The 22,584-nt window shown below is 75.5% G+C and carries 23 protein-coding genes; 12 read left to right on the forward strand and 11 right to left on the reverse strand.

What is annotated here, in order from left to right:
• Positions 1–294, forward strand: a 294-nt coding sequence (locus VE546_RS19515; RefSeq protein ID WP_324924085.1) for a 4'-phosphopantetheinyl transferase family protein, incomplete at its 5' end; no start/stop codon positions are given.
• Between the two features lie 72 nt (positions 295–366).
• Positions 367–1,290: an NADP-dependent oxidoreductase gene (locus tag VE546_RS19520; protein ID WP_324924087.1), complete on the forward strand. Its 924-nt coding sequence runs from the start codon at positions 367–369 to the stop codon at positions 1,288–1,290.
• 27 nt (positions 1,291–1,317) lie between these two features.
• On the opposite strand, the gene VE546_RS19525 is transcribed toward VE546_RS19520, so the two are convergent.
• From VE546_RS19525 to VE546_RS19535, 3 genes are all read right to left on the reverse strand, one after another.
• Positions 1,318–1,692 (reverse strand): VOC family protein, encoded by a 375-nt coding sequence (locus VE546_RS19525; RefSeq protein ID WP_324924089.1) that lies wholly within the window; start codon positions 1,690–1,692, stop codon positions 1,318–1,320.
• 126 nt (positions 1,693–1,818) lie between these two features.
• Positions 1,819–2,628: a methyltransferase domain-containing protein gene (locus tag VE546_RS19530; protein ID WP_324924091.1), complete on the reverse strand. Its 810-nt coding sequence runs from the start codon at positions 2,626–2,628 to the stop codon at positions 1,819–1,821.
• Between the two features lie 79 nt (positions 2,629–2,707).
• Complete coding sequence (locus VE546_RS19535; RefSeq protein ID WP_324924093.1) at positions 2,708–3,907, reverse strand: hypothetical protein; 1,200 nt, start codon at positions 3,905–3,907, stop codon at positions 2,708–2,710.
• A 192-nt stretch (positions 3,908–4,099) separates the two neighbouring features.
• Between VE546_RS19535 and VE546_RS19540 the strand changes: the two genes are divergently transcribed.
• From VE546_RS19540 to VE546_RS19550, 3 genes are all read left to right on the forward strand, one after another.
• Complete coding sequence (locus tag VE546_RS19540) at positions 4,100–4,333, forward strand: DUF6158 family protein (protein WP_324924095.1); 234 nt, start codon at positions 4,100–4,102, stop codon at positions 4,331–4,333.
• Positions 4,334–4,568: 235 nt separating this feature from the next.
• Complete coding sequence (locus VE546_RS19545) at positions 4,569–4,820, forward strand: hypothetical protein (protein WP_324924097.1); 252 nt, start codon at positions 4,569–4,571, stop codon at positions 4,818–4,820.
• A gap of 135 nt (positions 4,821–4,955) precedes the next feature.
• Positions 4,956–5,474, forward strand: a complete 519-nt coding sequence (locus VE546_RS19550) for a DUF402 domain-containing protein (RefSeq protein WP_324924099.1) — start codon at positions 4,956–4,958, stop codon at positions 5,472–5,474.
• 147 nt (positions 5,475–5,621) lie between these two features.
• Here the strand turns inward: VE546_RS19550 and VE546_RS19555 are convergent, their stop codons facing one another.
• Together VE546_RS19555 and VE546_RS19560 are read right to left on the reverse strand one after the other, a co-directional pair.
• On the reverse strand, positions 5,622–7,436 hold the full coding sequence (locus tag VE546_RS19555) for a thiamine pyrophosphate-requiring protein (RefSeq protein WP_324924101.1): 1,815 nt from the start codon (positions 7,434–7,436) through the stop codon (positions 5,622–5,624).
• Positions 7,437–7,466: 30 nt separating this feature from the next.
• Positions 7,467–8,438, reverse strand: a complete 972-nt coding sequence (locus tag VE546_RS19560) for a TIGR03557 family F420-dependent LLM class oxidoreductase (RefSeq protein WP_324924103.1) — start codon at positions 8,436–8,438, stop codon at positions 7,467–7,469.
• 235 nt (positions 8,439–8,673) lie between these two features.
• Here VE546_RS19560 and VE546_RS19565 point away from each other — a divergent pair, with 235 nt between their 5' ends.
• Entirely contained in the window at positions 8,674–9,516 is an 843-nt protein-coding gene (locus VE546_RS19565; protein WP_324924105.1) for a SigB/SigF/SigG family RNA polymerase sigma factor, read from the forward strand.
• A gap of 247 nt (positions 9,517–9,763) precedes the next feature.
• Here the strand turns inward: VE546_RS19565 and VE546_RS19570 are convergent, their stop codons facing one another.
• Positions 9,764–10,915 carry a PAS domain-containing protein gene (locus tag VE546_RS19570; protein WP_324924107.1) on the reverse strand — a complete coding sequence of 384 codons (1,152 nt, stop codon included), beginning with the start codon at positions 10,913–10,915 and terminating at the stop codon, positions 9,764–9,766.
• 244 nt (positions 10,916–11,159) lie between these two features.
• On the opposite strand from VE546_RS19570, the gene VE546_RS19575 reads away from it, so the two are divergent.
• The 3 genes from VE546_RS19575 to VE546_RS19585 all read left to right on the forward strand — a co-directional run bounded on the left by VE546_RS19575 (position 11,160) and on the right by VE546_RS19585 (position 14,455).
• Positions 11,160–11,906: a GAF and ANTAR domain-containing protein gene (locus tag VE546_RS19575; RefSeq protein WP_324924109.1), complete on the forward strand. Its 747-nt coding sequence runs from the start codon at positions 11,160–11,162 to the stop codon at positions 11,904–11,906.
• A gap of 110 nt (positions 11,907–12,016) precedes the next feature.
• Positions 12,017–13,321 (forward strand): aminotransferase class I/II-fold pyridoxal phosphate-dependent enzyme, encoded by a 1,305-nt coding sequence (locus VE546_RS19580; RefSeq protein ID WP_324924111.1) that lies wholly within the window; start codon positions 12,017–12,019, stop codon positions 13,319–13,321.
• Between the two features lie 51 nt (positions 13,322–13,372).
• Positions 13,373–14,455, forward strand: coding sequence for an MBL fold metallo-hydrolase (locus VE546_RS19585; protein ID WP_324924112.1), 1,083 nt, complete (start codon positions 13,373–13,375; stop codon positions 14,453–14,455).
• 43 nt (positions 14,456–14,498) lie between these two features.
• On the opposite strand, the gene VE546_RS19590 is transcribed toward VE546_RS19585, so the two are convergent.
• Both VE546_RS19590 and VE546_RS19595 read right to left on the reverse strand, forming a co-directional pair.
• Positions 14,499–15,134 carry a DedA family protein gene (locus tag VE546_RS19590; protein ID WP_324924114.1) on the reverse strand — a complete coding sequence of 212 codons (636 nt, stop codon included), beginning with the start codon at positions 15,132–15,134 and terminating at the stop codon, positions 14,499–14,501.
• Positions 15,131–15,907, reverse strand: coding sequence for an MBL fold metallo-hydrolase (locus VE546_RS19595; RefSeq protein WP_324924116.1), 777 nt, complete (start codon positions 15,905–15,907; stop codon positions 15,131–15,133). Before VE546_RS19595 ends, VE546_RS19590 begins: the two co-directional genes overlap by 4 nt.
• Positions 15,908–16,212: 305 nt before the next feature.
• On the opposite strand from VE546_RS19595, the gene VE546_RS19600 reads away from it, so the two are divergent.
• Together VE546_RS19600 and VE546_RS19605 are read left to right on the forward strand one after the other, a co-directional pair.
• Positions 16,213–18,276, forward strand: a complete 2,064-nt coding sequence (locus VE546_RS19600) for a phage holin family protein (RefSeq protein WP_324924118.1) — start codon at positions 16,213–16,215, stop codon at positions 18,274–18,276.
• 240 nt (positions 18,277–18,516) lie between these two features.
• Entirely contained in the window at positions 18,517–18,924 is a 408-nt protein-coding gene (locus tag VE546_RS19605) for a hypothetical protein (protein ID WP_414720528.1), read from the forward strand.
• A 41-nt stretch (positions 18,925–18,965) separates the two neighbouring features.
• Here VE546_RS19605 and VE546_RS19610 read toward each other — a convergent pair whose 3' ends face one another.
• Positions 18,966–19,766 (reverse strand): helix-turn-helix transcriptional regulator, encoded by an 801-nt coding sequence (locus VE546_RS19610; RefSeq protein ID WP_324924120.1) that lies wholly within the window; start codon positions 19,764–19,766, stop codon positions 18,966–18,968.
• Between the two features lie 51 nt (positions 19,767–19,817).
• On the opposite strand from VE546_RS19610, the gene VE546_RS19615 reads away from it, so the two are divergent.
• Complete coding sequence (locus VE546_RS19615) at positions 19,818–20,132, forward strand: 4a-hydroxytetrahydrobiopterin dehydratase (RefSeq protein WP_324924135.1); 315 nt, start codon at positions 19,818–19,820, stop codon at positions 20,130–20,132.
• Positions 20,133–20,214: 82 nt separating this feature from the next.
• Here the strand turns inward: VE546_RS19615 and VE546_RS19620 are convergent, their stop codons facing one another.
• Both VE546_RS19620 and VE546_RS19625 read right to left on the reverse strand, forming a co-directional pair.
• Complete coding sequence (locus tag VE546_RS19620) at positions 20,215–21,393, reverse strand: S1 family peptidase (RefSeq protein WP_324924122.1); 1,179 nt, start codon at positions 21,391–21,393, stop codon at positions 20,215–20,217.
• A gap of 139 nt (positions 21,394–21,532) precedes the next feature.
• Positions 21,533–22,492 (reverse strand): LysR family transcriptional regulator, encoded by a 960-nt coding sequence (locus VE546_RS19625; protein ID WP_324924124.1) that lies wholly within the window; start codon positions 22,490–22,492, stop codon positions 21,533–21,535.
• Between the last annotated feature and the right edge of the window lie 92 nt (positions 22,493–22,584).

Here is a 22,584-nt window from a genome sequence, read left to right on the forward strand (position 1 = left end):
GCGACCGTCGCCCAGACCGTCGGCGTCCTCCACCCGCGCGAGCGCGCCGAGATCGGCGCGCTGCCGACCGCCGACCGCCCGGTGGCGTTCGCCCGCTGCTGGACCCGGAAGGAGGCGTACCTCAAGGGCACCGGCGCCGGCCTGGGCGAGGACCCCGGCACCACCTACGTCGGCAGCCTCGCGGTGCCCGCGGAGGTCCCCGGCTGGACCCTCACCGACGTCCCGGCCCCGGAGGGCTACGCGGCGGCCGTCGCCGTCGCCGTCCCCCGTCCGGCCGACCCGGGGATTCCGTAGCGGGCCGCGCCGGGCGGCCCGCACGGGCCGGCGGCAGGAATGACCGCCTCCACCGGGGGAGTTGTAGCGGCCATGAAGGCAATCGCACTGGAGAAGTACGGCGGACCGGACGACCTGACCCTCCTGGACCTCCCCGATCCCAAGGTCGGGCCCGACTCGGTGCTGGTCCGGGTGAAGGCCGCCGGGGTGAACCCGGTCGACTGGAAGATCGGGGCGGGATACCTGGACGCGATCCTCGACGCGCACTTCCCGCTGGTCCCCGGCTGGGACGTGGCGGGCGTCGTGGAGAGCGTCGGCGCGGACGCGGGCGAGTTCGCCCCCGGCGACGAGGTGATCGGATACGTCCGCAAGGACTGGGCCCAGCACGGCACCTACGCGGAGCTGGTCGCCGCGCCGGTGCGCACCCTGGCCCGCAAGCCCGCCGCGCTGAGCTGGCGGCAGGCGGCGGGGCTGCCGCTGGCCGGGCTCACCGCGTACCAGTCCCTGGAGCGCCTCGGCGTCGGCGAGGGCGACACCGTGCTGGTCCACGCCGCCTCCGGCGGCGTCGGCTCGCTCGCCGTGCAGATCGCGGCCGCCCGCGGCGCCCGGGTCATCGGCACCGCCGGCGAGCGCAACCACGCCTTCCTGCGGGAGCTGGGCGCCGAGCCGGTGGCGTACGGCGAGGGGCTGGCGGACCGGGTCCGCACGCTGGCGCCCGACGGGGTGGACGCGGCGCTGGACTTCGTCGGCGGCGACGCGGTCGAGGTCTCGCGGCAGGTGCTGCGGGACCCCTCCCGGGTGCTGTCCATCGTCGACCACGGGGTGGTGGACAAGGGCGGGCGCTACCTGTTCGTACGGCCCGACCGGGACGACCTCACCGCGCTGGCCGACCTCGCCGACGCCGGGAAGCTGACGGTCGGCGTGGACCGGGCGGTGCCGCTGGAGGAGGCCGCCGAGGCGTGGCGGCTCAGCCGGTCCGGCCACGCCCGGGGGAAGATCGTCATCGACGTCTCCTGACGCCGGGCCGGGCGGGCCGGCGGCGGCCTACCGGTCCCGGCCCGTCTCCTGGCCCGTCCCCCGGCGGTCGACGTACTCGAAGACCGTGCCGTCGGGGTGACGGGCCACCAGGTTCCGGCCCAGGGGGGAGGGCTGGGGGCCGGCGATGATCTGGGCGCCGACCGCCCTGAGGTCGGCCACGGCCTCGTCCACGTCCCGCACCGCCAGGGTGGCGGTGACCTTGCTCAGGATCTCCATCGGGCCGGGCGGGCCGCTCAGCAGCAGGAAGGGGCCGACCGCCGCCGCCGAGACCGGGCCCTGCCGGAACCGCATGGCCTCGGCGCCGGTGAGCCGCTCGTACACGCCCACCGCCGCGTCGAGGTCGTCGACACACACGCGCAGCGAAGTCCCCAGAATGTCCATGCGAGCGAGCCTAGTTGGGGGCGCGCACGGTGTCAGGCGCGCCCCGCGGGCCCTGCCGCGCACGGCCCCGACGCCCGCGGCCCCGGACCCGGCACAGGATTCAGACCTGGCCTTCGGGCCCGGCCTTCAGACCCGGCACAGGATCTCGCCGTGCGGCACGGCGAACCACCCGTCCTCCCGCGCCCCCCACGCACGCCAGGCGGCGGCGAGGCGCTCCAGCTCCTCCCGGTCCGCGTGCCCGCCCCCGACGGCGAGGGACGCGTAGGCGGAGGCGACCGTGCGCTCCGCCCACAAGCCGCTCCACCAGGCGCGGTCGGTGTCGCCGGAGAAGCACCAGGCGCTCGCGGTGGCGGTGACGTCGGTGAGGCCCGCGCGGCGGGCCCAGGACAGCAGCCTGCGGCCCGCGTCCGGCTCGCCGCCGGCGGTCCGGGCCACCCGGTGGTACAGCCGCCGCCAGTCCTCCAGACCGGGCACCTCCGGGTACCAGGCCATCGCCGCGAAGTCGGCGTCCCGGGCCGCGACCACCCCGCCCGGGCGGCACACCCGGCGCATCTCGCGCAGCGCGGCCACCGGGTCGCCGACGTGCTGGAGCACCTGGTGGGCGTGGACGACGTCGAAGGAGGCGTCGGGGAAGTCCAGGGCGAGGACGTCGGCCCGCAGGAAGCGGACGTCGGCCAGGCCGCGGGCGGCGGCGGTCGCCCGCGCCTCGGCCAGGACGTCCTCGGCGGTGTCCACCCCCGTCACCTCCCCGGGCGCCACCAGGGCGGCCAGGTCGGCGGTGATGGTGCCCGGGCCGCACCCCACGTCCAGCACCGACATCCCCGGTGCCAGGGCGCCCAGGAGGTGGGCGGCGGAGTTGGCGGCGGTACGCCACCGGTGGGAGCGCAGGACGGACTCGTGGTGGCCGTGGGCGTACACGGCATCGGCTTCGGGCATGCGCGTACCGTACCGGCGAGTCTCGCCATACGAGCAATAGCATTCCGCCATGTGGACCCTGGTGGGGGTGCCGCGGGCCCTACGCCGGGGCCGCGCCGCCCGTCGAACCCTCCGCCGGGGGCCCGCCGTACGGCCAGCGCAACAGCGCGCCGAGCCCGCCCACCGGCAGTCCGTCGGGGGTGTCCGGCTCGTCCGCGATCGGCCGCACGGAGATCACCTCGGCGCCGGTCGCCACCGCCGCCCGCAGCAGCGCGTCGTCGGCGCGGGCGCTGACGGGGTGGGTGTCGCCCAGGTACTGGACGTCGCTGCGGCGCACCGCCACCTGGTCCGGGCCCTCGCCGACCCACACCTCGCGGTGCAGGTCGGGGCCGTCCGGGCGGACCAGCAGCGCGGCGATGCGGTGCTCGCGGGCCGCGTCGACGAGCGCCGGAACGCCCTCGGCGGCTCCCACCCGGCCGTCGTCGGTCGGCACCCGCCTGGCCTGGAACCGCTCCATGACCTCGGCGGTGTGCCGGTGCACGTACCCGGCCCGGGCGGCCTCCACCTCCTCGGCCAGCATCTGCTCGCTCCTGGCCTGGTTGCGGCCCGCGCCGCGCACCCCGTGCCGGGCGAGGACGGACGCCTGCCGCACCTCGGGGGCCAGCCGGTCCTGCACGGCGTGGCACTCGCGGCCGTCCCCGGCCAGCACCACCAGTTCGGCGCCGGTCTCCTTGCGGTGGGTGCGCAGGGCCTCCGCGATGATCGCGGCGTTGCGGTCCCAGGTGTTCTCCACCGAGTTCTGGAAGTGCCGCTCGTTCCAGGAGTCGGACGGGGTCATGTGCAGCGGACCCTCCTCGCCCTGGACCTGGCCCACCTCGCGCGAGCCGAACGGACCGTGCAGCTCCAGGTCCGCTCCGGTGCGGTCGATGCGCGCCACCAGACAGGTCGGCGCCGTGTCCATGAGGTCCAGCAGCGGAGTGGTGTGGGGCAGCGGGCCCCAGAAGACCTGTGGGCCGCCGGGCGGCGGCGCGGCCAGGGCCGGGTCGAGCACCACCTCGCCCCCGGTGGCGAACAGCGCGCGCCCCGCCGGCCGCGCAGTGCGCGGCAGCGCGACGAGGGCGTCGTACACCGCCCGGCAGGTGCGGTCGTCGGCTCCCTGGCTCTTCAACTGCTCGCACGCCTCACGGGCGCTGAGTCCGTGGCGGGCGGCCGCGTCCTCGGTCGCCAACGGGGTCTCGAAGTAGACCGAGGCCCAGGGGCCGGGCCGCTCGAAGATCGGGCTGAGGAATCCGAGTTCCATGGGCTCCCTCCTTGAAAGGCGCGAGTTTCGGGTACCCGAACCGGTGCAAACGACACGGAGCGACGACAAGACGGCGACGGGACACCACCGAGGACACCACTGAAGACGTCGCCGAGGACACCACTGAAGACACCACGAAGACACCACAGAGGACACCCACCGGAGAACGACGACGAAGGAGGTCACCGGCGCATGGGACGGGAGATGGGGATCGACCCGGAGAAGCTGTCCGAGAGCGAACTGCTGGAGGAACTGGAGTCCTTGCACCGCACCCGGCACGACACCTTCCTGCACGGCTCGTCCGACGCCCTCCGGGCACACACCCGGCGCACCCGGCAGTTGGAGGACGAGTACCTGCGGCGCCACCCCGACCGCGCGGTCTCGGCGGGCCGCACCAGGGAGGGCGCCCGGGCGCGGACGGAGTGAGCGGCGGGCGGGAGCGGGCCGGACGCGGCGAGAGGAAAAGCCCGGCCGGGGTGTTTGCCCCCCACCGGCGAGGGCACCCGGACCGCGGCCGAGCGAGCGGCCCTGTGGGGGAGTGAGACGGCTCCGGGCACGGGAGTCAGGGACCGTGCCCGGAGCCGCTCCGTACCGGGCCCGCTCCGGGAGCCGTCGGGTCCGGGAGCCGTTAGGGCGGACCGCCCCCGGGTACGCGGGGCCCATGAGCGACCGCAGGAACGACAGGACCGACCACGACGACCGGGAACGGCACGGGAAGCACGGCGGGAGGGACGGCGACGAGCGTCCCTCGGCCGCCGACCTGCTGCCCGGCGAGGAGCCGGCGACGCCCGCGACCCCGCCCAGGGTTCCGCCCGCCGGTCCCCTCGGCGGCACCAGGCCGCGCTCCGCACGGCCGGACGGCCCGGAGAGCGGGGAGGAGCAGGGCGCCGGGGAGGAGGAGCGCCCGCGCTGATCCGCGCCCGTACCGGACCGCGTCCGGCCGGTGCCCCCGCGGCGGGCGCACGGGCCGGACGCGGTTTCCGGGGCCGGGCGACCGCCGCCGGAAACCGGGGTGCGCCCGCCCCGCGCGGCAGGGCAGGGTGCTCCCATGAACGCCCACCACACCCACCCCACGGCCACCCTGGCGCCGGGCCGCACGGTGACCGTCGTCCTGCTCAAGTCCCGTGACCGGCAGGTGCGTTACCCGGCGACCGTGGAACGCGACGACGGCGTCCACGCGGTGGTCCGGGCCCCCTGGGCCGGGCCGCCGGTGCGGGACTTCGGCTTCGTGCGGTTCGAGAGCGGCGACGTGTTCACCGAGCACTACTGGCGCGACCGCTGGTTCTCGGTGAAGGAGGTGCGCGCCGCGGACGGCCGGCTCAAGGGCTGGTACTGCGACATCACCCGCCCGGCCCGCGTGGCGGCGGACACGCTGACCACCTGGGACCTGGAGCTGGACCTGTGGGTCTCGCCCGACCGGTCCGCCGTGCTGCGCCTGGACGAGGACGAGTTCGAGGCCGAGGGCCTGGCCGAGCGGGACCCGGAGGCGGCCGACCGCGCCCGCCGGGCGCTGGACGACCTCGAACGCCTCGCCCGCACCGGCGGATTCACCGCCCTGCTGGACTGACCGCGTGGACTGACCGCGCCGGACCCCGCCCCGCTCCGGGGCCACCGGGGCGCACCGGGACGCGGGGAGAAGGCGCGGAAAGCGGAAAAAAGGGGGTGTGGAGAGCCGCACCCTCTCCACACCCCCGTCCGTGGACGGCGTGGGCCGTCAGCCCCCGTTCCGGCCCCGGCCCGCGCCGACGCCGCCCGGCAGGAACTCCTGCGCCTTCGCCTTCAGCCCCTGCGCGATCACCGCGTAGCGGTCGGAGTCGCCCTTGAGGATCGCCGTCAGGGTCGCCTCCATCTGCTCCCAGGTGGCGTGCGGCGGGATCGGCGGCATCGCCGGGTCGGTCAGGAACTCCACGACCGCCGGACCGTCGGCCTCCAGCGCCCGCCGCCAGCCGTCCTCGACGTCCTCCGGCCGCTCCACCCGGACGCCCGTCAGCCCCAGCGAGGCGGCGAATCCGGCGTAGGACACGTCGGGGAGCTGCTGCGAGGGCAGGAACTGCGGCGACCCGGTCATCGAGCGCATCTCCCAGGTGACCTGGTTGAGGTCCCGGTTGTTCCACACCCCCACCACCAGCCGCGGGTCCCGCCACAGCGAGCGGTACTTGGCGGCGGTGATCAGCTCGGCCAGCCCGTTCATCTGCATGGCCCCGTCGCCCACCAGCGCGACCACCGGGCGGTCGGGGTGGGCGAACTTCGCGCCGATGGCGTACGGCACCCCGCAGCCCATGGTGGCCAGCGTCCCCGACAGCGAGCCGCGCATGGTGCCGCGCATCCGGATGTGGCGGGCGTACCAGTTGGTGGCCGAGCCCGAGTCGGCGGTGACGATCGCGTCCTCGGGCAGCAGCGGGTCCAGGCAGTGCGCCACGTACTGCGGGTTGACCGGGTCGGAGGAGAGCGACGCCTGCCGCTCCATCACCTGCCACCAGCGCTCCACCGACGCGGCGATCCGCTCCCGCCAGGAGCGGTCCTCCTTGCGGCGCAGCATCGGCAGCAGCCTGCGCAGCGTGGCGCGGGCGTCGCCGACGAGGTTCACGTCGTACGGGTAGCGCATGCCGACCATGTGCGGGTCGATGTCGATCTGCACCGCCCGTGCCTGCCCGTACTCCGGCAGGAACTGGGTGTAGGGGAAGCTGGAGCCGATCGTCAGCAGCGTGTCGCAGTCGCGCATCATCTCGTAGCTGGGGCGGGTGCCCAGCAGCCCGATGGAGCCGGTGACGTACGGCAGCGTGTCGGGCAGGGCGTCCTTGCCCAGCAGCGCCTTGGCCACGCCGGCGCCGAGGGTGTCGGCGACCTGCTCCACCTCGGCGCGCGCCCCGGCGGCGCCCTGGCCGATCAGCACCGCCACCCGCTCGCCCGCGTTGAGGATCTCCGCGGCGCGCCGGAGCGCCTCGTCGGAGGGCACGGCCGTCCAGTCGCTGCGGTCGAGGCTGGAGGGCACCATCTTGAACGCGTGGCCCGGCGCCTCGTACGCCAGCTCCTGCACGTCCGCGGGGATGATCACGGCGGTGGGGCAGCGCCGGGCGTAGGCGGTGCGGACCGCCCGGTCCAGGACGTTGGGGAGCTGCTGGGGGACGGTGACGGTCTCCACGTACTCGGAGGCCACGTCCTGGAAGAGGCTGTGGAGGTCGACCTCCTGCTGGTAGGAGCCCCCGACGGCGCTGCGGTCGGTCTGGCCGACGACCGCCACGACCGGCACGTGGTCGAGCTTGGCGTCGTACAGGCCGTTCAGCAGGTGGATCGCCCCGGGGCCGGAGGTGGCGGCGCACACGCCGACCCGGCCGCTGAACTTGGCGTAGCCCACGGCCTCGAAGGCGGACATCTCCTCGTGCCGGGACTGGATGAACCGCGGCCGGTTCCCCGCGCGCTGCCAGGCGGCGAGCAGCCCGTTGATGCCGTCGCCCGGGTAGCCGAAGACGTGCTTCACCCCCCACTGGCGCAGTCGGTAGAGCACGTGGTCGGACACCTTCTGGCTCATCTGGGAATGGCTCCTCTCAACCGCTGGGCTTCAACCGCTGAGCTGGGGCAGGACCTTGGTCCGGTAGAAGTCGAAGAACCCCTGGAGGTCCGGACCGATCTGGTTGACGTGCACCACGTCGAACCCGGCGTCGGCGAACTCCTTCAGGGCGCGGACGTGCTCCTCGGGGTCGGCGCCGCACGGCAGCCCGGACCCGGCCACCGTCTCCACGGTCACCAGCTCGGACGCCTGTTCGAAGTGGGCGGGGGTGGGGAGGATCTGCCCCAGCTCGCCGGGCAGGAACATGTTCGGCCACCGGTGGTGGACCGTGCGGACGGCCTCGTCGCGGTCGGCGGCGTAGCAGACCTTGGTCCCGGCGAAGGCGGGGCCCTGCCCGGAGCCGCGTCCCCCGCCGCTGCGGCGGAAGCGCTCCAGCCCCTCCACGTCCGGCATCGTGGTGATGAAGCCGTCGCCGACCCGCCCGGCCAGCTCGATCGCGGCCGGGCCGAACCCGGAGACGTCGATCGGGACCGGCTCGTCGGGCACGTCGTACAGGCGGGCGTTCTCCACCGTGTAGTGCCTGCCGCGGTGGCTGACCTGCTTCCCGGTCAGCAGTTGCCGGATGATCCCGATGGCCTCCTCCAACATCTCCATCCGGACCGAGGCCTGCGGCCAGGGGCCTCCCAGGATGTGCTCGTTCAGCGCCTCCCCGGTGCCCACGCCCAGCCGGAAGCGGCCCTCCAGCAGCAGGGCGCTGGTGGCCGCGGCCTGGGCGACCACCGCCGGGTGGGTGCGGATGGTGGGACAGGTGACCGCGGTCTGCACGGGCAGCGAGGTCGCCTGGGAGATCGCGCCGATGACGGACCACACGAACGGACTGTGTCCCTGGACGTCGTTCCAGGGGTGGTAGTGGTCGGAGATCCACAGGGAGGTGAATCCGGCCTGTTCGGCCATCCGGGCCTGCTCGACCAGCGCTTTCGGAGCGTGGTCCTCACTGGCCAGGAAGTAACCGTACTCGGTCATCTCGGGTGCCCTTCGCATGCCGGGTGGTGCGCGGGCCGGGTATCCGGGTGCCGGTGGGAAAAACATCGTTTGAAGGGGTGGGGCCCGGGCATCCGAACCCTCGTGCTTCGGACCGCAGGCACATCCGCGGGAGCGGTGTGGATCCCCGCCCCGGGTGTTCGAGCCTCGGCCCGGCCTGTGCCCGTCTCCCGCGGTATCCCCCACAGCCCAGTCCACAGTTCGGGAGAGACCGCACATGACCCCCGTACGAGCACGAGCCAAGCACGCGCGGCACCCGCACGACGACGCCCCTGACACCACCGCCGAGTTCCAGCGCATCGCCGAGCTTCCTGACGGCCCGGAGCGCGACGAGCTGCGGCAGCAGATCGTACGGGCCTGGATGCCCATGGCCGAGCGGCTGGCCCGGCACTTCCGCAACCGCGGAGAGTCCCTGGAGGACCTGGAGCAGGTGGCGGCCCTCGGCCTGGTGAAGGCGGTCACCCGCTACGACCCCGCGCGCGGCAGCGCGTTCGAGAGCTTCGCCGTGCCGACCATCGTCGGCGAGATCAAACGGCACTTCCGCGACCACATGTGGGGCCTGCACGTACCGCGCCGGGTGCAGGAGCTGCGCAACCGCGTGCGCGCCTCCAGCCGCCAGCTCAGCCACTCGCTCGACGGCCGCACCCCCGGGATCAAGGAGATAGCCGAACACAGCGGCCTGACCGAGGAGGAGGTGCGGATCGGCTCCGAGGCCCTGGAGAGCTACAGCACCCTCTCGCTGGACGCCGAACTGCCCGGCGCCGACGACGGCTACGCCCTCGTCGACACGCTCGGCAGCTCCGAGCCCGGATTCGACCTCGTCGTCTACCGGGAGTCGCTCAAGCCCCGGCTGCGCAAGCTGCCCGAGCGCGAGCGCAAGATCCTCTACCTGCGCTTCTTCTGCGACATGACCCAGAGCCGGATCGCCGAGCAGCTCGGCATCTCCCAGATGCACGTCTCCCGGCTGATCAGCCGCACCTGCAACCGCCTCCACGCCGAGGTCGAGGCGGACCAGGAGCGGGAGCAGGAGCAGGCCTACGCCGGCTCGCAGGCGGCCTGAGGAGGCGCGGACCGACCACGGACACGGGTACGGGCCGGCGCGGGGCCGGACGCACACAGGGCCGGGGAGGCACGGACAGCACGACCGACACGACCGGGGAGACCGGAGGGCCGGAGGACCGGGGGACCGGAGAGGCCCGCCGGACGGGAGCCGCGGGCCGCGGGGCCGCGGCTCCCGCGGTCGTCACGGGCCGCCCGCCGCCGGGGGCCGGGACCGCCGGAGACCGGGACCGCTGCCGAAGGCCGCGTCACAGGCCGCGCAGCGCCAGGGCGATGTGCCGGGCGATCCGGTCCACGACGCCGGCCTCCGCCAGTTCGAAGGCCCGGCGCCCCCCGGTGCGCAGCAGCGTCAGCGCGCCGAGCGCCGGACCCCCCCGGCCGTCGGCCAGCGGCACGCACAGCAGGGAGCTGACCTCGGCCCGGACCAGCACGGGGGCGCCGGTGGCGTCCCGGCCGAAGGCCTCGGGATCGTCGGGGTGCACCCGCAGGGTCTCGCCGCCGTGCCGTATCGCGTCCACGACCATCGGGCAGGAGGCCGGGTTCTGCTCGGCGACCGCGTCCCGCACCCGTCCGGCCGAGGCGAGCACGGCGGCCCGCCGCAGGCCGCCGGGCACGACGACGTCGATCACCACCCAGTCCGCGAACCGCCCGTAGAGCACGTCGGCCGCCCGCTGCGGCACGTCCTTGGGGGAGTCCGCCAGGATCAGGGCCGCCGTCATCTCGTCCAGCAGGTCCAGCAGCTCGGCGTTGCGGGTGGCCTCGGTCAGGTCCGGGTGGGGCGCGGCGTGCAGCACCACCGGGGTGTCGGGCGCCACGGGCCCCGGCGCGACGGCGGCGCCCCGCTGGAAGACGGCGAGCACGACCGTGCGCGGCTCGCCCGGGGGCCGCAGCGCGGTCAGCGTGGCCCGCAGCTCCCCGCTGGCGCGCCGCCCGCGCTCCGGCGGGCGCAGCAGGTGGACGACCAGGCTGCGGTCGCCCTCGCCCCGGGCCACCGCCGCCACCTGCGAGCGGAAGACCGCCCGGGAGTCGTGGGCCAGCGAACCGGTCAGCGACCGCCCGGTGGCGTACCCGGCGCGGACCCCGAACAACTGGGTCGCGGCGAAGTTGAACCGCCGCACCACCCCGTCCCGGTCCAACAGGGCCACCGCCACCGGCAGCCGCTGGAACAGGGTGCGCAGCAACTGGTGCTCGCGGTGCTCCCCCCGGCCGCCCTGGTGCCGTTCGGCGGCCAGCTCCTCGTAGCGCGGCCAGAGCACCTCGGCCACGTGCTGGAGCTCGAAGAGGGCGGCGTCCAGGGCGGGGAGCTGCTCCGCGTCCGGCAGGGCCCGCGCCGACCGCAGCTCCTCCACCCGTCGGCGGAAGTCCGCCAGCTCGGCTCCGAACTCCTCCGCCTGCGCCATGGCCACAACGTAACCCGCCGGCCGCCGGAGGTCTCGTTGGTCACGCGGAAACGTGTGACTCGTCACCCTTCGTCGAGAAAGTGACGGCAGGGCGGCGGGCCGCCCAGGTCGGGGACGGTGGGGACCGTCCGGGGCGGCGTGATCCACCGGGCCGTTTCCCGGCCGCCGCGCGGGGCAGCCGGTCTCTCGGGACCGGACGTCCAGCGACCCCAACCGGAGCCCGGGGAAAGGACAGAGCGCCACCATGCCGGACCGTTGCGAAGCGATTCCGTTCGAGTCCGCCCCGGAGCGGCCGGAGCCGGTGCTCGACGTCGCCTCGTCCGCCCGGAGCCTCGCCCGACTGGCCGAACAGGCCGTCCGGTGCACCCCCGGCTGCTGCGGCGCCACCGCCACCGTCCACACCGGCGGCACCCGCTCCGGGGCACCCGCCGCCGTCACCCATCCGGACCTGTCCGTGCTGGTGGCCGTCCAGTGGGAGACCGGGGACGGCCCCGTCCCGCAGGCCCTCCTCACCGGCCGCCCCGCCGGGGCCGACGACCTGCTGCGGGAGGACCGCTGGCCGCGGTTCCGCGCCAGCGCCCTCGACATGGGCCTGCGCGCCAGCGCCACCCTGCCCTACCGCCGCGACGACCTGACGCTCACCCTCACCGTCTTCGCGTTCCGCCCCCGCCCCCTGCAGGAGACCGTGCACGGCTCGGCGGCGCTGCTGGGCGACCTGGCCGCCACCGGGCTCGTCCGCGACCTGCGCTACCACGAGGCGCTGGCGGAGGTGGAGCAACTGGAGGAGGCGCTGCGCAGCAGACCCGTCGTCGACCAGGCCTGCGGCATCGTGATGTACGTGCTCGGCTGCGACGCGGAGGAGGCGTTCGCCCTGCTGCGCAGGATCTCGCAGCACACCAACCGCAAGCTGTCCGACCTGGCGCGGGCCCTGGTGCGCACCCGGGGGCACGGCATAGAGCAGGAGCTCCAGCGGTTCCGGCAGCGGCCGTGACGGCCGCGCACCGCACCGCCCGGCGACCGGACCGCTCCGGCGGGGCGGAGGAGACCCGGGGAGGACCGGGGACGACCCCCAGGACACCGACGACACCGGCGGAGGCACGGATGCGGCAGACCCAACCGGACACCCACACCCCCCTGTCCGATCCCCCGGCCGACCCCCCGCCCGGTGCCGCGTCCGGGCCCGGCCCGTCGGCACCGGGCGCCGTGGCCGAGGCGGCCTGCGGCTACTGGCGGCGGCGCGGCCTGCCCACCGCGCCCGACCAGGTGGTGGCGGCCCCCACCGCGCCCCTGCTGCTCCTGGCGCTCCTCGCCGCCACCGGCGGGGAGGGCGGCGGTGGCGGGGTGGTGCTGCCGCGGCCCGGCGCCGCCTGGCACGCCGCGCAGGCCCGGCTGCTGGACCGGCCGGTGCACCCCGTGCCCGTACCGGCCGAGTGCGGCGGGGTGCCGGACCCCTTCGCGCTGCTGGAGACCGTGGGCCGGGCCCGCGCCGACGGTGGCGACCCGCGGGTGCTGGTGCTGTCCGTGGCCGACGACCTCACCGGGACCGCCGCGCCGCCCGAGCTGCTGCACGAGGTGTGCGAGGCCGCCGCGCAGGAGGGGCTGCTGGTCGTCAGCGACGAGAGCCTGCGCGACGCCTCCCACGATCCCCGCCACGACACGGTCGTCGTCAGCCCCGCCGAGATCCTGCACCGCACCGGCCCGCTCGCGGACGGCGGTGCGGACGGCGGCGCGTCCGGCACGCCCGGCGACTCCGCCGTGGTGCTCGTCGACCTCGGCGCCGACCCGGAGTACGCCCCCGCGTCCGGCGTCCGCGCGGGCGTCGCCCGCCTCCCCGCCACCGGGCGCGGCCGGGCCCTGGGCGAGAGGATGCGCGCCGCCCTGGCCGCCCTGCGCGCCCGCCTGGACGGCCCGGCGGCCGCGGCCGCCGCCGAGGTCCTCGGCGAACCGCGGTGGCTGCGCGACCGCCGGGCCGCCGTCAACCGCGCACGCGGCACGCTCGCCACCGCCCTCCACCACGCCCTGACCGGCGTCGGCGCGGTGTGCCGCCCGCCGCACGCCGGACGGCACCTGTACCCCGACTTCGAGGCGCTGCGCCCCGGCCTGGCCGCCCGCGGCATCGTGGACGCCCCCCGGCTGGAGGCCGAACTGGTCCGGCGGCTGGGCCCGTACGCCCTGGGCGGCCACCGTTTCGGCGACGACCCCCGGGCCCTGCGGGTACGGCTGTCAACCGATGTGCTGACCCGCGGCGTCTCCCCGGGCGCCGCGTCCGTCACAGCCCCCTCCGACTCCGCCGCCCCTCCCGGCCCCGACGCTCCTCCCGTCGCCCCCGTCCCGGTGGAACAGCCGGACACCACCGGGACGTTGACGGAAGTGACGTCGGCTCTGACCGAGCTGACGGCCGGGTGACCCGGTGGCGGTGCACCCCGTGAAGTTCTCGGACACAGATGGGAACCGCGCATGACCGAACGGACCGAGAATCCCGCCCCCGCCCCTCTCGGCGCCCCCGCTCCCCTGGACCCCCTGGGCCCCCTCGACGCCCCCGACGTCCCGCCGGCCCCCGTCCTCCCCGCTCCCCGGCCGGTCGGCGAGCGGCGCACCTGGCCGCGCTCGTTCGTCGACCGCCTCACCGACCCGCTGCCCGGCATACGGTCGATGGCGCGGATAGTCCGCGAGGGCAGCATGCGCCCCACCCCCGAGTCGCTGCGCGAGATCCCCCTGCTGCCCCACGAGCCGGGGCCCCTGCCGCGGGTCGGCGCCGACACGGTCGCCGTCACCTGGGCCGGGCACGCGAGCTGGGTGGTGCGCATCGGCGGCCTCACCGTCCTGACCGACCCCGTGTGGTCCCGCAGAATCCTGGGCACCCCCGCCCGGGTCACCCCCGTCGGCGTCCCCTGGGAGGACCTGCCGCCCGTCGACGCCGTGGTCATCTCCCACAACCACTACGACCACCTCGACCTGCCCACCCTCAAGCGGCTGCCGCGCGACACCCCGCTGTTCGTGCCCGCCGGACTCGGCGCCTGGTGCCGGCGCCGCCGCTTCACCACCGTCACCGAACTGGACTGGTGGGAGGCGGCCGAACTGCCCTCGCCGGGCGGCGGCACCGTGCGCTTCGACTTCGTCCCCGCCCACCACTGGTCCCGGCGCGGCCTGGCCGACACCTGCCGCTCGCTGTGGGGCGGCTGGGTGCTCACCGACCGCCACGGGCAGCGGGTCTACTTCGCGGGCGACACCGGGTACGGCCACTGGTTCGCCGAGATCGGCCGCCGCTACCCCGGCATCGACCTCGCCCTCCTGCCGATCGGCGCGTACGCCCCGCGCTGGATGCTCCGCCCCGTGCACACCGACCCCGAGGAGGCCGTCGCCGCCTGCCGGGACCTGGGCGCGAAGCGCATGGCCCCCATGCACTGGGCCACCTTCCTGCTCTCGGCCGAGCCCCCGCTGGAACCGCTGACCCGGGTACGGGTGGCCTGGGCGGCGGCGGGCCGCCCCCGCGAGGACCTGTGGGACCTGCCGATCGGGGCCTCGAAGGTGCTGGACTGAGGGGCCCGCCCGCGTCTCCCGGTGGCCCGCCGGACCCGCCGGGCTACCGGGAGGCGTGAGCGGGACGCAGCCGCCGCCACGCGGGCGGCACCGCACCGATCAGCAGCGTCAGCCCGACCGCCGCGGCCACCCCCTCCCAGGGCTCGGGGAACAGCGAGCCGCCCAGCACACCGATGAGCTGGTAGGTCACCGTCCACGCCAGACAGGCCGGCGCGTCGCCGCGCACGAACCGGTGCACCGGCATCCGCGACAGGAGGCAGGCGACCATCACCGGAATCCGTCCCGCCGGCAGCAGTCGGGAGACCACCAGCACCGTCACGCCGTGCTCCTCCAGCTTCCGGCGGGCGGCCTCCAGCCGCTCCGGCTCGGCCCGCGAGCGCAGCCACTCCAGCCAGCGCGCGCCGATCCTCGACCGCTCCCCGCGCCGGCCGAGCCAGTACAGCCCGAGGTCGCCGAGGAACGCGGCCAGCGCCGCCACGGCGAACACCAGCAGCAGCGGCAGCGCCGGAGGACTGCTGTGGAAGGCCACCACCGCCGCGCCGCTGACCACCGCGCCCGTCGGGACCACCGGCACCAGCGAGCCGAACACCACCAGCAGGAACAGCGATGGATAGCCCGCCGCCCCGGGTACCACCTGCGCCGGAAGCTCCCGCACCGCGGCGAGCAGCGCGTCGATCACCCCAGGTCCCCCAGTCGTATGCGCTCGCCGTGCCCCAGCCGGTGCACCGCCGCCGAGGGCGCCGCCCGCGCCGCCAGCCGGACGAACTCGTCGCCCGGGGAGTGGAACTCGTGCGGCCGGACGGCGTCCATGCCGATCGGCCAGTACGTGCCGTAGTGCACCGGCACCGCGCAGGCCGCCCTCAGTCTGGCCAGCGCCTCGGCGGCCCGCCGGGCGTCCAGGTGGCCGTCGCCCAGGTACGGCCCCCAGCCGCCGACGGGCAGCAGCGCCACGTCCACCTCGCCCACGTCCTCCGCCATGGAGTCGAACAGTCCCGTGTCCCCGGCGAAGTACGTCCGGGCCTCGCCCTCGACCACGTAGCCCAGCGCGGGCGCCCGGCGCGGCCCGTACGGCAGTCTGCGCCCGTCGTGCGCCGCGGGCACCGCGCGGACGGCCACCTCCCCGACCCGCACCCGGTCGCCCACACCGACCTCCTCGATCCGCAGCCGGCGCGCCAGCCGCCGCAGTCCCGCCACCGCGGCGAGCGCGCCGCGCGGCACCAGCACCCGCGTGCCCGGCACGAGCCGCGCCAGGGACCGCAGGTGCAGGTGGTCGGCGTGCAGGTGGGAGATCACCACCGCGTCCGCGCGCGCCACCGAGTCGGGCGGCAACTCCCCGCGCCGTCTGCGCAGATGGGCCAGCCGCCGCACGAGCAGCGGGTCGGTCAGCACCGTGACGCCGGAGTCCCGCACGGTCGCCGTGGCATGCCCCCACCACGTGATCTCCACCGGCACCCGGACTCTCCTTCCGTCCGCTCGCCCCGTCCCCGCACCGATCCTCTCATCCTTTCCGCCGTCCGCCCCGTCCGTCCGCCGAGCCCGTCCGCCCCGCCCGGGAACCTTGAGGCCCGGCGCCGGACACGCCCCCGAAGGGGTGACGCACTGTGGAAAAGTGGAACGTGCCGCCGCAACCGGGACGGTTCCCGACACCGGGCCCGCGTCCGGACCGGCGGTCGCGCCCGGCGGCGGACGACGGCGCGTACACGGAACCCCATAACCCCTCCACGGACTCGTACACGGGAAGGCGGGACGGCGTGCGGATGGCAGCCTGGCGAAGAGCGGGCGGCGCGGTGCTGCGCGTGCTGGTCGTGTGGGCGGTGAGCACCCTCACCATGCTGGTGCTGGCCGGGGTGCTGCCCGACTTCCGGCTCCAGTCCGCCGACGGCGACACCGCCACCGCCATCGGGATCACCGCCGCGCTGGGGGCCGGCGCCTTCGGCCTGCTCAGCGCCCTGGTGTGGCCCCTGCTGGTCCGGGCGCTGCTGCTGGTGCCCGCCCTGGTGCTGGGCCTGCTGGTGTTCTTCCTCAACGGGTCGCTGCTGTGGATAGCGCTCAGCCTCCTCCCCGACGGCAGGGGCGAGGCCGACCCCGAGACCGCCGTCGTGGTCGCCGCGGCGATGTCCGCGGCCTCCTCGGCGGCCAACGCCTTCCTGGCCGTCCACGACGACCGGGCGTACCGGCGGCGCCTGGCCCGGCTCGCCGACCGCCGCTGGCGGCGCTCCGGCCGCCGGGAGATGCCCACCACCCCCGGCACCGTCTTCCTCCAGCTCGACGGCGTCGGCCACGACGTGCTGCGCGACGCCGTCGCCGGCGACGAGCCGCTGATGCCCACCGTCGCCGCCATGTGCCGCGACACCCACCGCCTCGTGCCGTGGCACACCGACTGGTCCAGCCAGACCGGCGCCAGCCAGCTCGGCATCCTCCACGGCTCCAACGAGGACGTGCCCGCCTTCCGCTGGTACGAGAAGGAGACCGGCGAGGTGATGGTCAGCAACCGGCCCAGCAGCGCCGCCGAACTCCAGCGCCGCGCCGCCGCCCGCAGCGGCCACCCCGGGCTGCTCGCCCACGACGGCGCCAGCCGCGGCAACCTCTTCAGCGGCGGCGCCGCCCAGGCCGCCCTGGTGCTGTCCGTCTCCGCCCGGCGCGGCCGGCACAACCGGTCCCGCGCCGGCTACTTCGCGTACTTCTCCGACCCGGCCAACGCCACCCGCACCGCCGTCTCCTTCGCCGCCGAGGTCGTCCGCGAGATCGTCCAGTCCACCCGGGCCAGACTCCGCGGGGAGCGGCCCCGGGTGTCGCGCGGCGGGCTCTACCCGTTCGTCCGGGCCTTCGCCACCGTCGTCGAACGGGACGTGGTGGTGGCCGCCGTCATCGGCGACATCCTCAGCGGACGGACCGCCGTCTACGCCGACCTGGTCGCCTACGACGAGGTGGCCCACCACTCCGGCCCCCGCGGCCGCGACACCCACCAGGTGCTGCGGCGGCTCGACCGGGCCGTGGCGATGATCGCCGAGGTCGCCCGGCGGGCCCCCCGCCCCTACCGCCTGGTGCTGCTCTCCGACCACGGGCAGAGCCCCGGCGAACCCTTCGCCGCGCGCTACGGCCTCACCCTGGAGGACCTGGTGCGCTCCGCGTGCGGGCTGCCCGTCTCCCGGCGGGCCCGGCGGTCGGCCGGGGGAACCGAGGCCCGCGCCGCCGCCCGCGCCGCCCTGCACCGGCCCGAGCACGGGCCCGGCGCCGAACCGCACCGGGTGACCGGCCCCGGGCCGGTGGTCCTGGGCTCGGGCAACCTGGGACTGGTCTCCTTCCCGGACATCCCCGGACGCGCCGGCCGCGAGCGGATCGACGAGCGCCACCCCGCCCTGCTGCGCACCCTCGCCGACCACCCCGGCATCGGCTTCCTGCTGGTCCACAGCGAACGCCACGGGCCGGTGGTGCTCGGCGCCCAGGGCAGCGAACACCGCCTGGCCACCGGCGAGGTCATCGGCCGCGACCCGCTGGAGCCCTACGGGCCGCGCGCGGCGGACGCCGTACGGCGCACCGCGGGCTTCCCGCACGCCGCCGACATCATGGTCAACTCCGCCCTCGACCCGGCCACCGGCGCCGTCCACGCCTTCGAGGAGCAGATCGGCTCCCACGGCGGCCTCGGCGGCGAGCAGTCCCGGGCGTTCCTCCTCCACCCCCTCCAGCTCTCCCGGCCGGACGAGGACGGCGAACTGGTCGGCGCCGAACGGATCCACCACGTGCTGCGCCGCTGGTTGAACGAGGCGGAGGCCGCCCCGGCACCCACCGCCTCCCTCCCGGCCCGCGCCACCCTCCGCTGACGCGCGCCCCGCCCACCTGTCCGCCCGGCTCCGATGACAGCCGACCGAATAGAAATAGTGTGCCAAGCATACGAATGGAAGACGGCCGTGGGGGCGCGATTACCCCGGCGGTAATCGACCCCGGCGCGAGCTGCCGACAGGGTGGAGGACACCGGGCTCCGGCCGGCGCACTCCGGCCGGAACCCGGCCCCGGCCAGCGCGTACCACCTTCGCGCCCGACCCGACGGAGGCTGACCCACCATGTCCGCAGCCTCGCTCGGCACCCCCGGCACCATCCGTTCCGGCTCCGCCGGCCCCCTGGTGCGGCTGCGCCGTCTCCTCGCCCTGGACGCGGCCGTCACCGGCGTCAACGGGCTGGCCTACCTCGTCCTGTCCGGCCCGCTCGGCCGGCTGCTCGGGGTGGACACCGGGCTGCTGGCCGGCCTCGGCGCCTTCCTGCTGCTGTACGGCGTGGGGTCGGGGTGGCGGCGGGCCGCGCCCACCCGCCCGCCCTCGGGGCGCGCATCGTGGTCGAGGGCAACCTGCTGTGGGCGCTGGCGAGCGCCGCGGCCCTGGTCTCCGGCCCGCTGGACCCGACCACGGCGGGGTGGGTGTGGATCCCGCTCCGGGCGGTGGTGGTCGCCGCCTTCGCGGCCGGCCGGCACCTGACGCTGCGCGCCGTCCTCCGGGCCGCCTGGCCCCCCGGGGGGCTACGGGAGGAGGGTCGGCAGCACGGCGGCCGTCTCCGGGTCGGCCGGGACGAAGGTCTCGATGGCCAGCTCGGAGACGGTCACGTCCATGGGCGTGTTGAACGTGGCGATCGTGGAGAAGAACGCCAGCGTCCGCCCCCGGTGGTCGAGCACCATCGGCAGGGCGAAGGAGGTCCCGCCGCCGCGCCGCTCGGTGCCGCCCTCGGGCGGCGGATAGGCGGCGACCTCCTCGTACAGCTCGCGCAGCGGCGCCGACCGCAGCAGCGCGAGCTGCCGCTGCATCTGCTCCAGCAGGTGCTCGCGCCACTCGTGGAAGTTGCGGATGCGCGGGGCCAGGCCCTCGGGGTGGAGGGTGACGCGCATGGCGTTCAGCGGGGGACGCAGCAGGTGCCCGGCCACGCCCTCCAGGAGGGCGGCGATGCCGCGGTTGGCGGCCTGGACCTCGTAGTGGCCGTTGACCACCAGGGCGGGGTAGGGCTCGTAGGCCGTCAGCATCCGCTCCAGACTGTCGCGCAGGGAGGCCATCGCGGGATCGTCCACGGGGGTCTCCGGGTAGTGCGGGGCGTACCCGGCGGCCGTCAGCAGGGCGTTGCGCTCCCGTACGGGCACGGCCAGGTGCTCGGCCAGGCGCAGCACCATCTCCGGGCTGGGCCGGGACCGTCCGGTTTCGATGAAGCTGATGTGCCGGGCGGAGGAGTCGGCCCGCAGGGCCAGCTCCAACTGGCTCAGTCCGGAACGCTCCCGCCAGTGCCGCAGCAGGGGACCCACTCCGGTGCTCGCGTCGGCTGCCACAGATCCCATGCCCGCGACCCTAGGCTGAGCGGGTCGTCTACCGGAAGTGAGAATCCTGTCATGACACCCGAACCCCTGAGTCCGGAGGAGATCGACGGCGCCCTGGCGGAGCTGCCCGGCTGGGAGTGGGACCGGGAGCGGGACGTGCTCAGGCGCAGCTACTCCTTCGCCGGGCACTTCCAGGCCGCGGCCATGGTGATCCACGTCTCGCAGATCCAGGAGGAGTTGGACCACCACGCCGATCTGCTCCTCGGCTACAACACGCTGGGGGTGTCGGTGAACACCCACAGCGTGGGCGGGAGGGTGACCGGGCTGGACGTGCGGCTGGCGCGCCGGATCGAGGAGATCGCCCCTGCGCACGGCGCCCGCCCGTGACGGGGCGGGCCCCGGCGCGGCGGAGCCGCCGCCCGGCCGGACCGGGCGGCGGCTCCTGGAGGGGTGGGAAACGCCCGGGGGCCTACCTCCTGAGGGTCAGGCCGTAGACCGACAGGATCTCGTTGACCGGCTGGTAGTACGTGGTGCCGCCGGAGGAGCAGTTGCCGGAGCCGCCGGAGGTCACGCCCTGCGCCTGGTTGCCGGAGATGTAGGAGCCGCCGGAGTCGCCGGGCTCGGCGCACACGGTGGTCCGGGTCACTCCGCTGACGGTCCCCTGCGGGTAGGTGACGCTGGTGTTGTGCTGCTGGATGGTGCCGCAGTGCCAGCCGGTGGTGGAGCCGGAGCGGCAGATGGAGGAGCCGACGGGGGCCTGGGTGGAGCCGGCGACGGTCACGTTGGCGCCGCCGGAGCCCCGCACGTAGGGGGTGGCGGTCCAGTTGCTGTTGGTGGCGACCCAGGCGTAGTCGTTGCCGGGGAAGCTGGAGCCCTGGAAGGTGCCCTGGGCCACCCGGTTGTAGCCGGTCGTGGAGCTGCCGGTGCGTCCGCAGTGGCCGGCGGTGACGAAGCCCTGCTGGCTGCCCCTGGTGACGGAGAAGCCGATCGAGCAGCGGCCGGAGTTGTTGATGTAGTACGCCTCGCCGCCGCGCAGGTCGTAGTACGTCCGCGGCTTCTCGGCGGACTTCACCACCCGTACCAGGTCGCTGTCGGCGCCGCTGGCCTCGACGAAGGAGCGGGCCTTGGCGGGGTCGGAGGCGTGGACGACGACGCTGTTGGTGCGGACGTCGACGTACCACACCGGGGCGGCGGTGGTGTCGTTCTTCTTCGCGGCTCTGTCCAGGGCGGCCTTGGCGGCGTCCAGGTCGCGCAGGCTGTGCTCGACGACTCTGGCCTTGGCGCCGGCGGCGGTGATGGTGTCGGCCTCGGCGCGGTCGGTGGTGGCGACGACCAGGGTGGCGGTGGCCCCCGTGGTCCAGGCGCCGGCGTAGCTGCCCGCGAGGTCCTTGCGGAGGACGGGGGCGAGCTGTCCGGCGCGGTACTCGCCGGCGACGCGTTCCCGGGCCTCGGCGGCGGATATGCCGAAGTCGCGCTGCATGGCCTTCAGGGCCCCGGCGGGCATCTCCTCGGCGGCGCGGGCGGCTTCGGCGGTGAGGGTGTCGGCGGGGGACTGGGGGGCTGCCCCGGCGATGGAGGGGAGGGCGGTCAGCGCGAGGGCGGAGGCCGCCAGGACGGAGCCGGTGATCAGACCACGGCTGTGGCGCATCGATGTCTCCTCATGGTGGGGGGATGAGGGATGAGCGCTACGTTAACGGGCCCCGAAAAGGGCGTGTACCTGTCACGTTGACCCTCTCACGGTGCGATGGATCGGCAGGGCGGGCGTCCGGGCGGGGGGTTCCGCGGGGTCACGCGGGGGTGCCGAACCCCTCGTGTTCCGAGAGCCACCGGGCGTACCGGGGGTTGCGGTGGGCGGCCTCCTCGTGGACCGAGCGGGCGTGCAGCAGCACCGAGGGCGCGGCCCCGGCGGCGGGGGCGTCGGGGTGCCAGCCGAGGAGGTGCCGCCAGACCAGGGGGGTGTCGGCCAGGGGCGTGGTCACCACCCCGGGGACGGGGGGAAAGGTGGCCCGGCACAGCCCCACCGCCCGGCCCACCTGGACCAGGTGGATGCAGGAGGAGGTGTCCGCCTCGTAGGCGGGGACCGGGGTGAAGCCCGCCCGGGCGCAGGCGGCGGCGAAGCAGTCCCCGAAGCAGCCGTCGCCGGGGGCGAAGACCCACTTCTCCCGCGCCAGTTGGGACAGGTGCAGTTCTCCCTCCCCGGCGAGCGGGTGGTCCTCGCCGAGGAGGACGAAGACCGGGTCCCGGCCGACGGCGCGCCACACGAGCTGGTCCGCGGCGGGCGGGGTGCTCTCCCCGCAGACCCCGGCGAGGGCGAAGTCCAGCCGTCCGGCGGCCACCAGTCCGCCGAGTTCCTCGATCGACCAGGTGGTGAGGGTGGAGACGGGGGTGGTGGGATACAGACCGGCGAGCCGGTCGAGGAGGCCGCCCAGCAGCGGGCCGTGGGTGCCGCCCAGCCGGAAACGCTGGATGTCCTCCAGGGAATTGGTGAACCGCGTGGCCTCCTCGTGCAGTTCGCGCATGGCGGGCAGCAGCACCCGTGCGCGGTGCAGCACCAGCTCGCCGAGGGGGGTGGGGCGGGCGCCGGCGCGGTCCCTCTCGAAGAGGGCGCCGCCCAGGGCCCTCTCGATGCGCTTGAGCTGTCCGCTGAGCGCCGACTGGGCCAGGCCCAGTGCGGTGGCCGCCCGCGTGAGGCTTCCGGCCTCGTCGATGGCTCTGATGATCTTCAGATGGCGCAACTCCAGCTCCATGACCGGAAGGTATGCCGGTCGGTGCCGGGCGGCAACAGACTGCGGGGACGCCCGGCCGGTACGTGCCCGGCCGGGCACGTACCGGCGCGGTG

The sequence above is a fragment of the Streptomyces sp. genome, from assembly GCF_035644915.1.
Taxonomy (GTDB): Bacteria; Actinomycetota; Actinomycetes; order Streptomycetales; family Streptomycetaceae; genus Streptomyces.

What these genes read in the sequence shown, in the direction of transcription:
- VE546_RS19520 (WP_324924087.1), top strand. Translation starts at nt 367, where the DNA reads ATGAAGGCAATCGCACTGGAGAAGTACGGCGGACCGGACGACCTGACC.
- VE546_RS19525 (WP_324924089.1), bottom strand. Translation starts at nt 1,692, where the DNA reads ATGGACATTCTGGGGACTTCGCTGCGCGTGTGTGTCGACGACCTCGAC.
- VE546_RS19530 (WP_324924091.1), bottom strand. Translation starts at nt 2,628, where the DNA reads ATGCCCGAAGCCGATGCCGTGTACGCCCACGGCCACCACGAGTCCGTC.
- VE546_RS19535 (WP_324924093.1), bottom strand. Translation starts at nt 3,907, where the DNA reads ATGGAACTCGGATTCCTCAGCCCGATCTTCGAGCGGCCCGGCCCCTGG.
- VE546_RS19540 (WP_324924095.1), top strand. Translation starts at nt 4,100, where the DNA reads ATGGGACGGGAGATGGGGATCGACCCGGAGAAGCTGTCCGAGAGCGAA.
- VE546_RS19545 (WP_324924097.1), top strand. Translation starts at nt 4,569, where the DNA reads ATGAGCGACCGCAGGAACGACAGGACCGACCACGACGACCGGGAACGG.
- VE546_RS19550 (WP_324924099.1), top strand. Translation starts at nt 4,956, where the DNA reads ATGAACGCCCACCACACCCACCCCACGGCCACCCTGGCGCCGGGCCGC.
- VE546_RS19555 (WP_324924101.1), bottom strand. Translation starts at nt 7,436, where the DNA reads ATGAGCCAGAAGGTGTCCGACCACGTGCTCTACCGACTGCGCCAGTGG.
- VE546_RS19560 (WP_324924103.1), bottom strand. Translation starts at nt 8,438, where the DNA reads ATGACCGAGTACGGTTACTTCCTGGCCAGTGAGGACCACGCTCCGAAA.
- VE546_RS19565 (WP_324924105.1), top strand. Translation starts at nt 8,674, where the DNA reads ATGACCCCCGTACGAGCACGAGCCAAGCACGCGCGGCACCCGCACGAC.
- VE546_RS19570 (WP_324924107.1), bottom strand. Translation starts at nt 10,915, where the DNA reads ATGGCGCAGGCGGAGGAGTTCGGAGCCGAGCTGGCGGACTTCCGCCGA.
- VE546_RS19575 (WP_324924109.1), top strand. Translation starts at nt 11,160, where the DNA reads ATGCCGGACCGTTGCGAAGCGATTCCGTTCGAGTCCGCCCCGGAGCGG.
- VE546_RS19580 (WP_324924111.1), top strand. Translation starts at nt 12,017, where the DNA reads ATGCGGCAGACCCAACCGGACACCCACACCCCCCTGTCCGATCCCCCG.
- VE546_RS19585 (WP_324924112.1), top strand. Translation starts at nt 13,373, where the DNA reads ATGACCGAACGGACCGAGAATCCCGCCCCCGCCCCTCTCGGCGCCCCC.
- VE546_RS19600 (WP_324924118.1), top strand. Translation starts at nt 16,213, where the DNA reads ATGGCAGCCTGGCGAAGAGCGGGCGGCGCGGTGCTGCGCGTGCTGGTC.
- VE546_RS19605 (WP_414720528.1), top strand. Translation starts at nt 18,517, where the DNA reads ATGTCCGCAGCCTCGCTCGGCACCCCCGGCACCATCCGTTCCGGCTCC.
- VE546_RS19610 (WP_324924120.1), bottom strand. Translation starts at nt 19,766, where the DNA reads ATGGGATCTGTGGCAGCCGACGCGAGCACCGGAGTGGGTCCCCTGCTG.
- VE546_RS19615 (WP_324924135.1), top strand. Translation starts at nt 19,818, where the DNA reads ATGACACCCGAACCCCTGAGTCCGGAGGAGATCGACGGCGCCCTGGCG.
- VE546_RS19620 (WP_324924122.1), bottom strand. Translation starts at nt 21,393, where the DNA reads ATGCGCCACAGCCGTGGTCTGATCACCGGCTCCGTCCTGGCGGCCTCC.
- VE546_RS19625 (WP_324924124.1), bottom strand. Translation starts at nt 22,492, where the DNA reads ATGGAGCTGGAGTTGCGCCATCTGAAGATCATCAGAGCCATCGACGAG.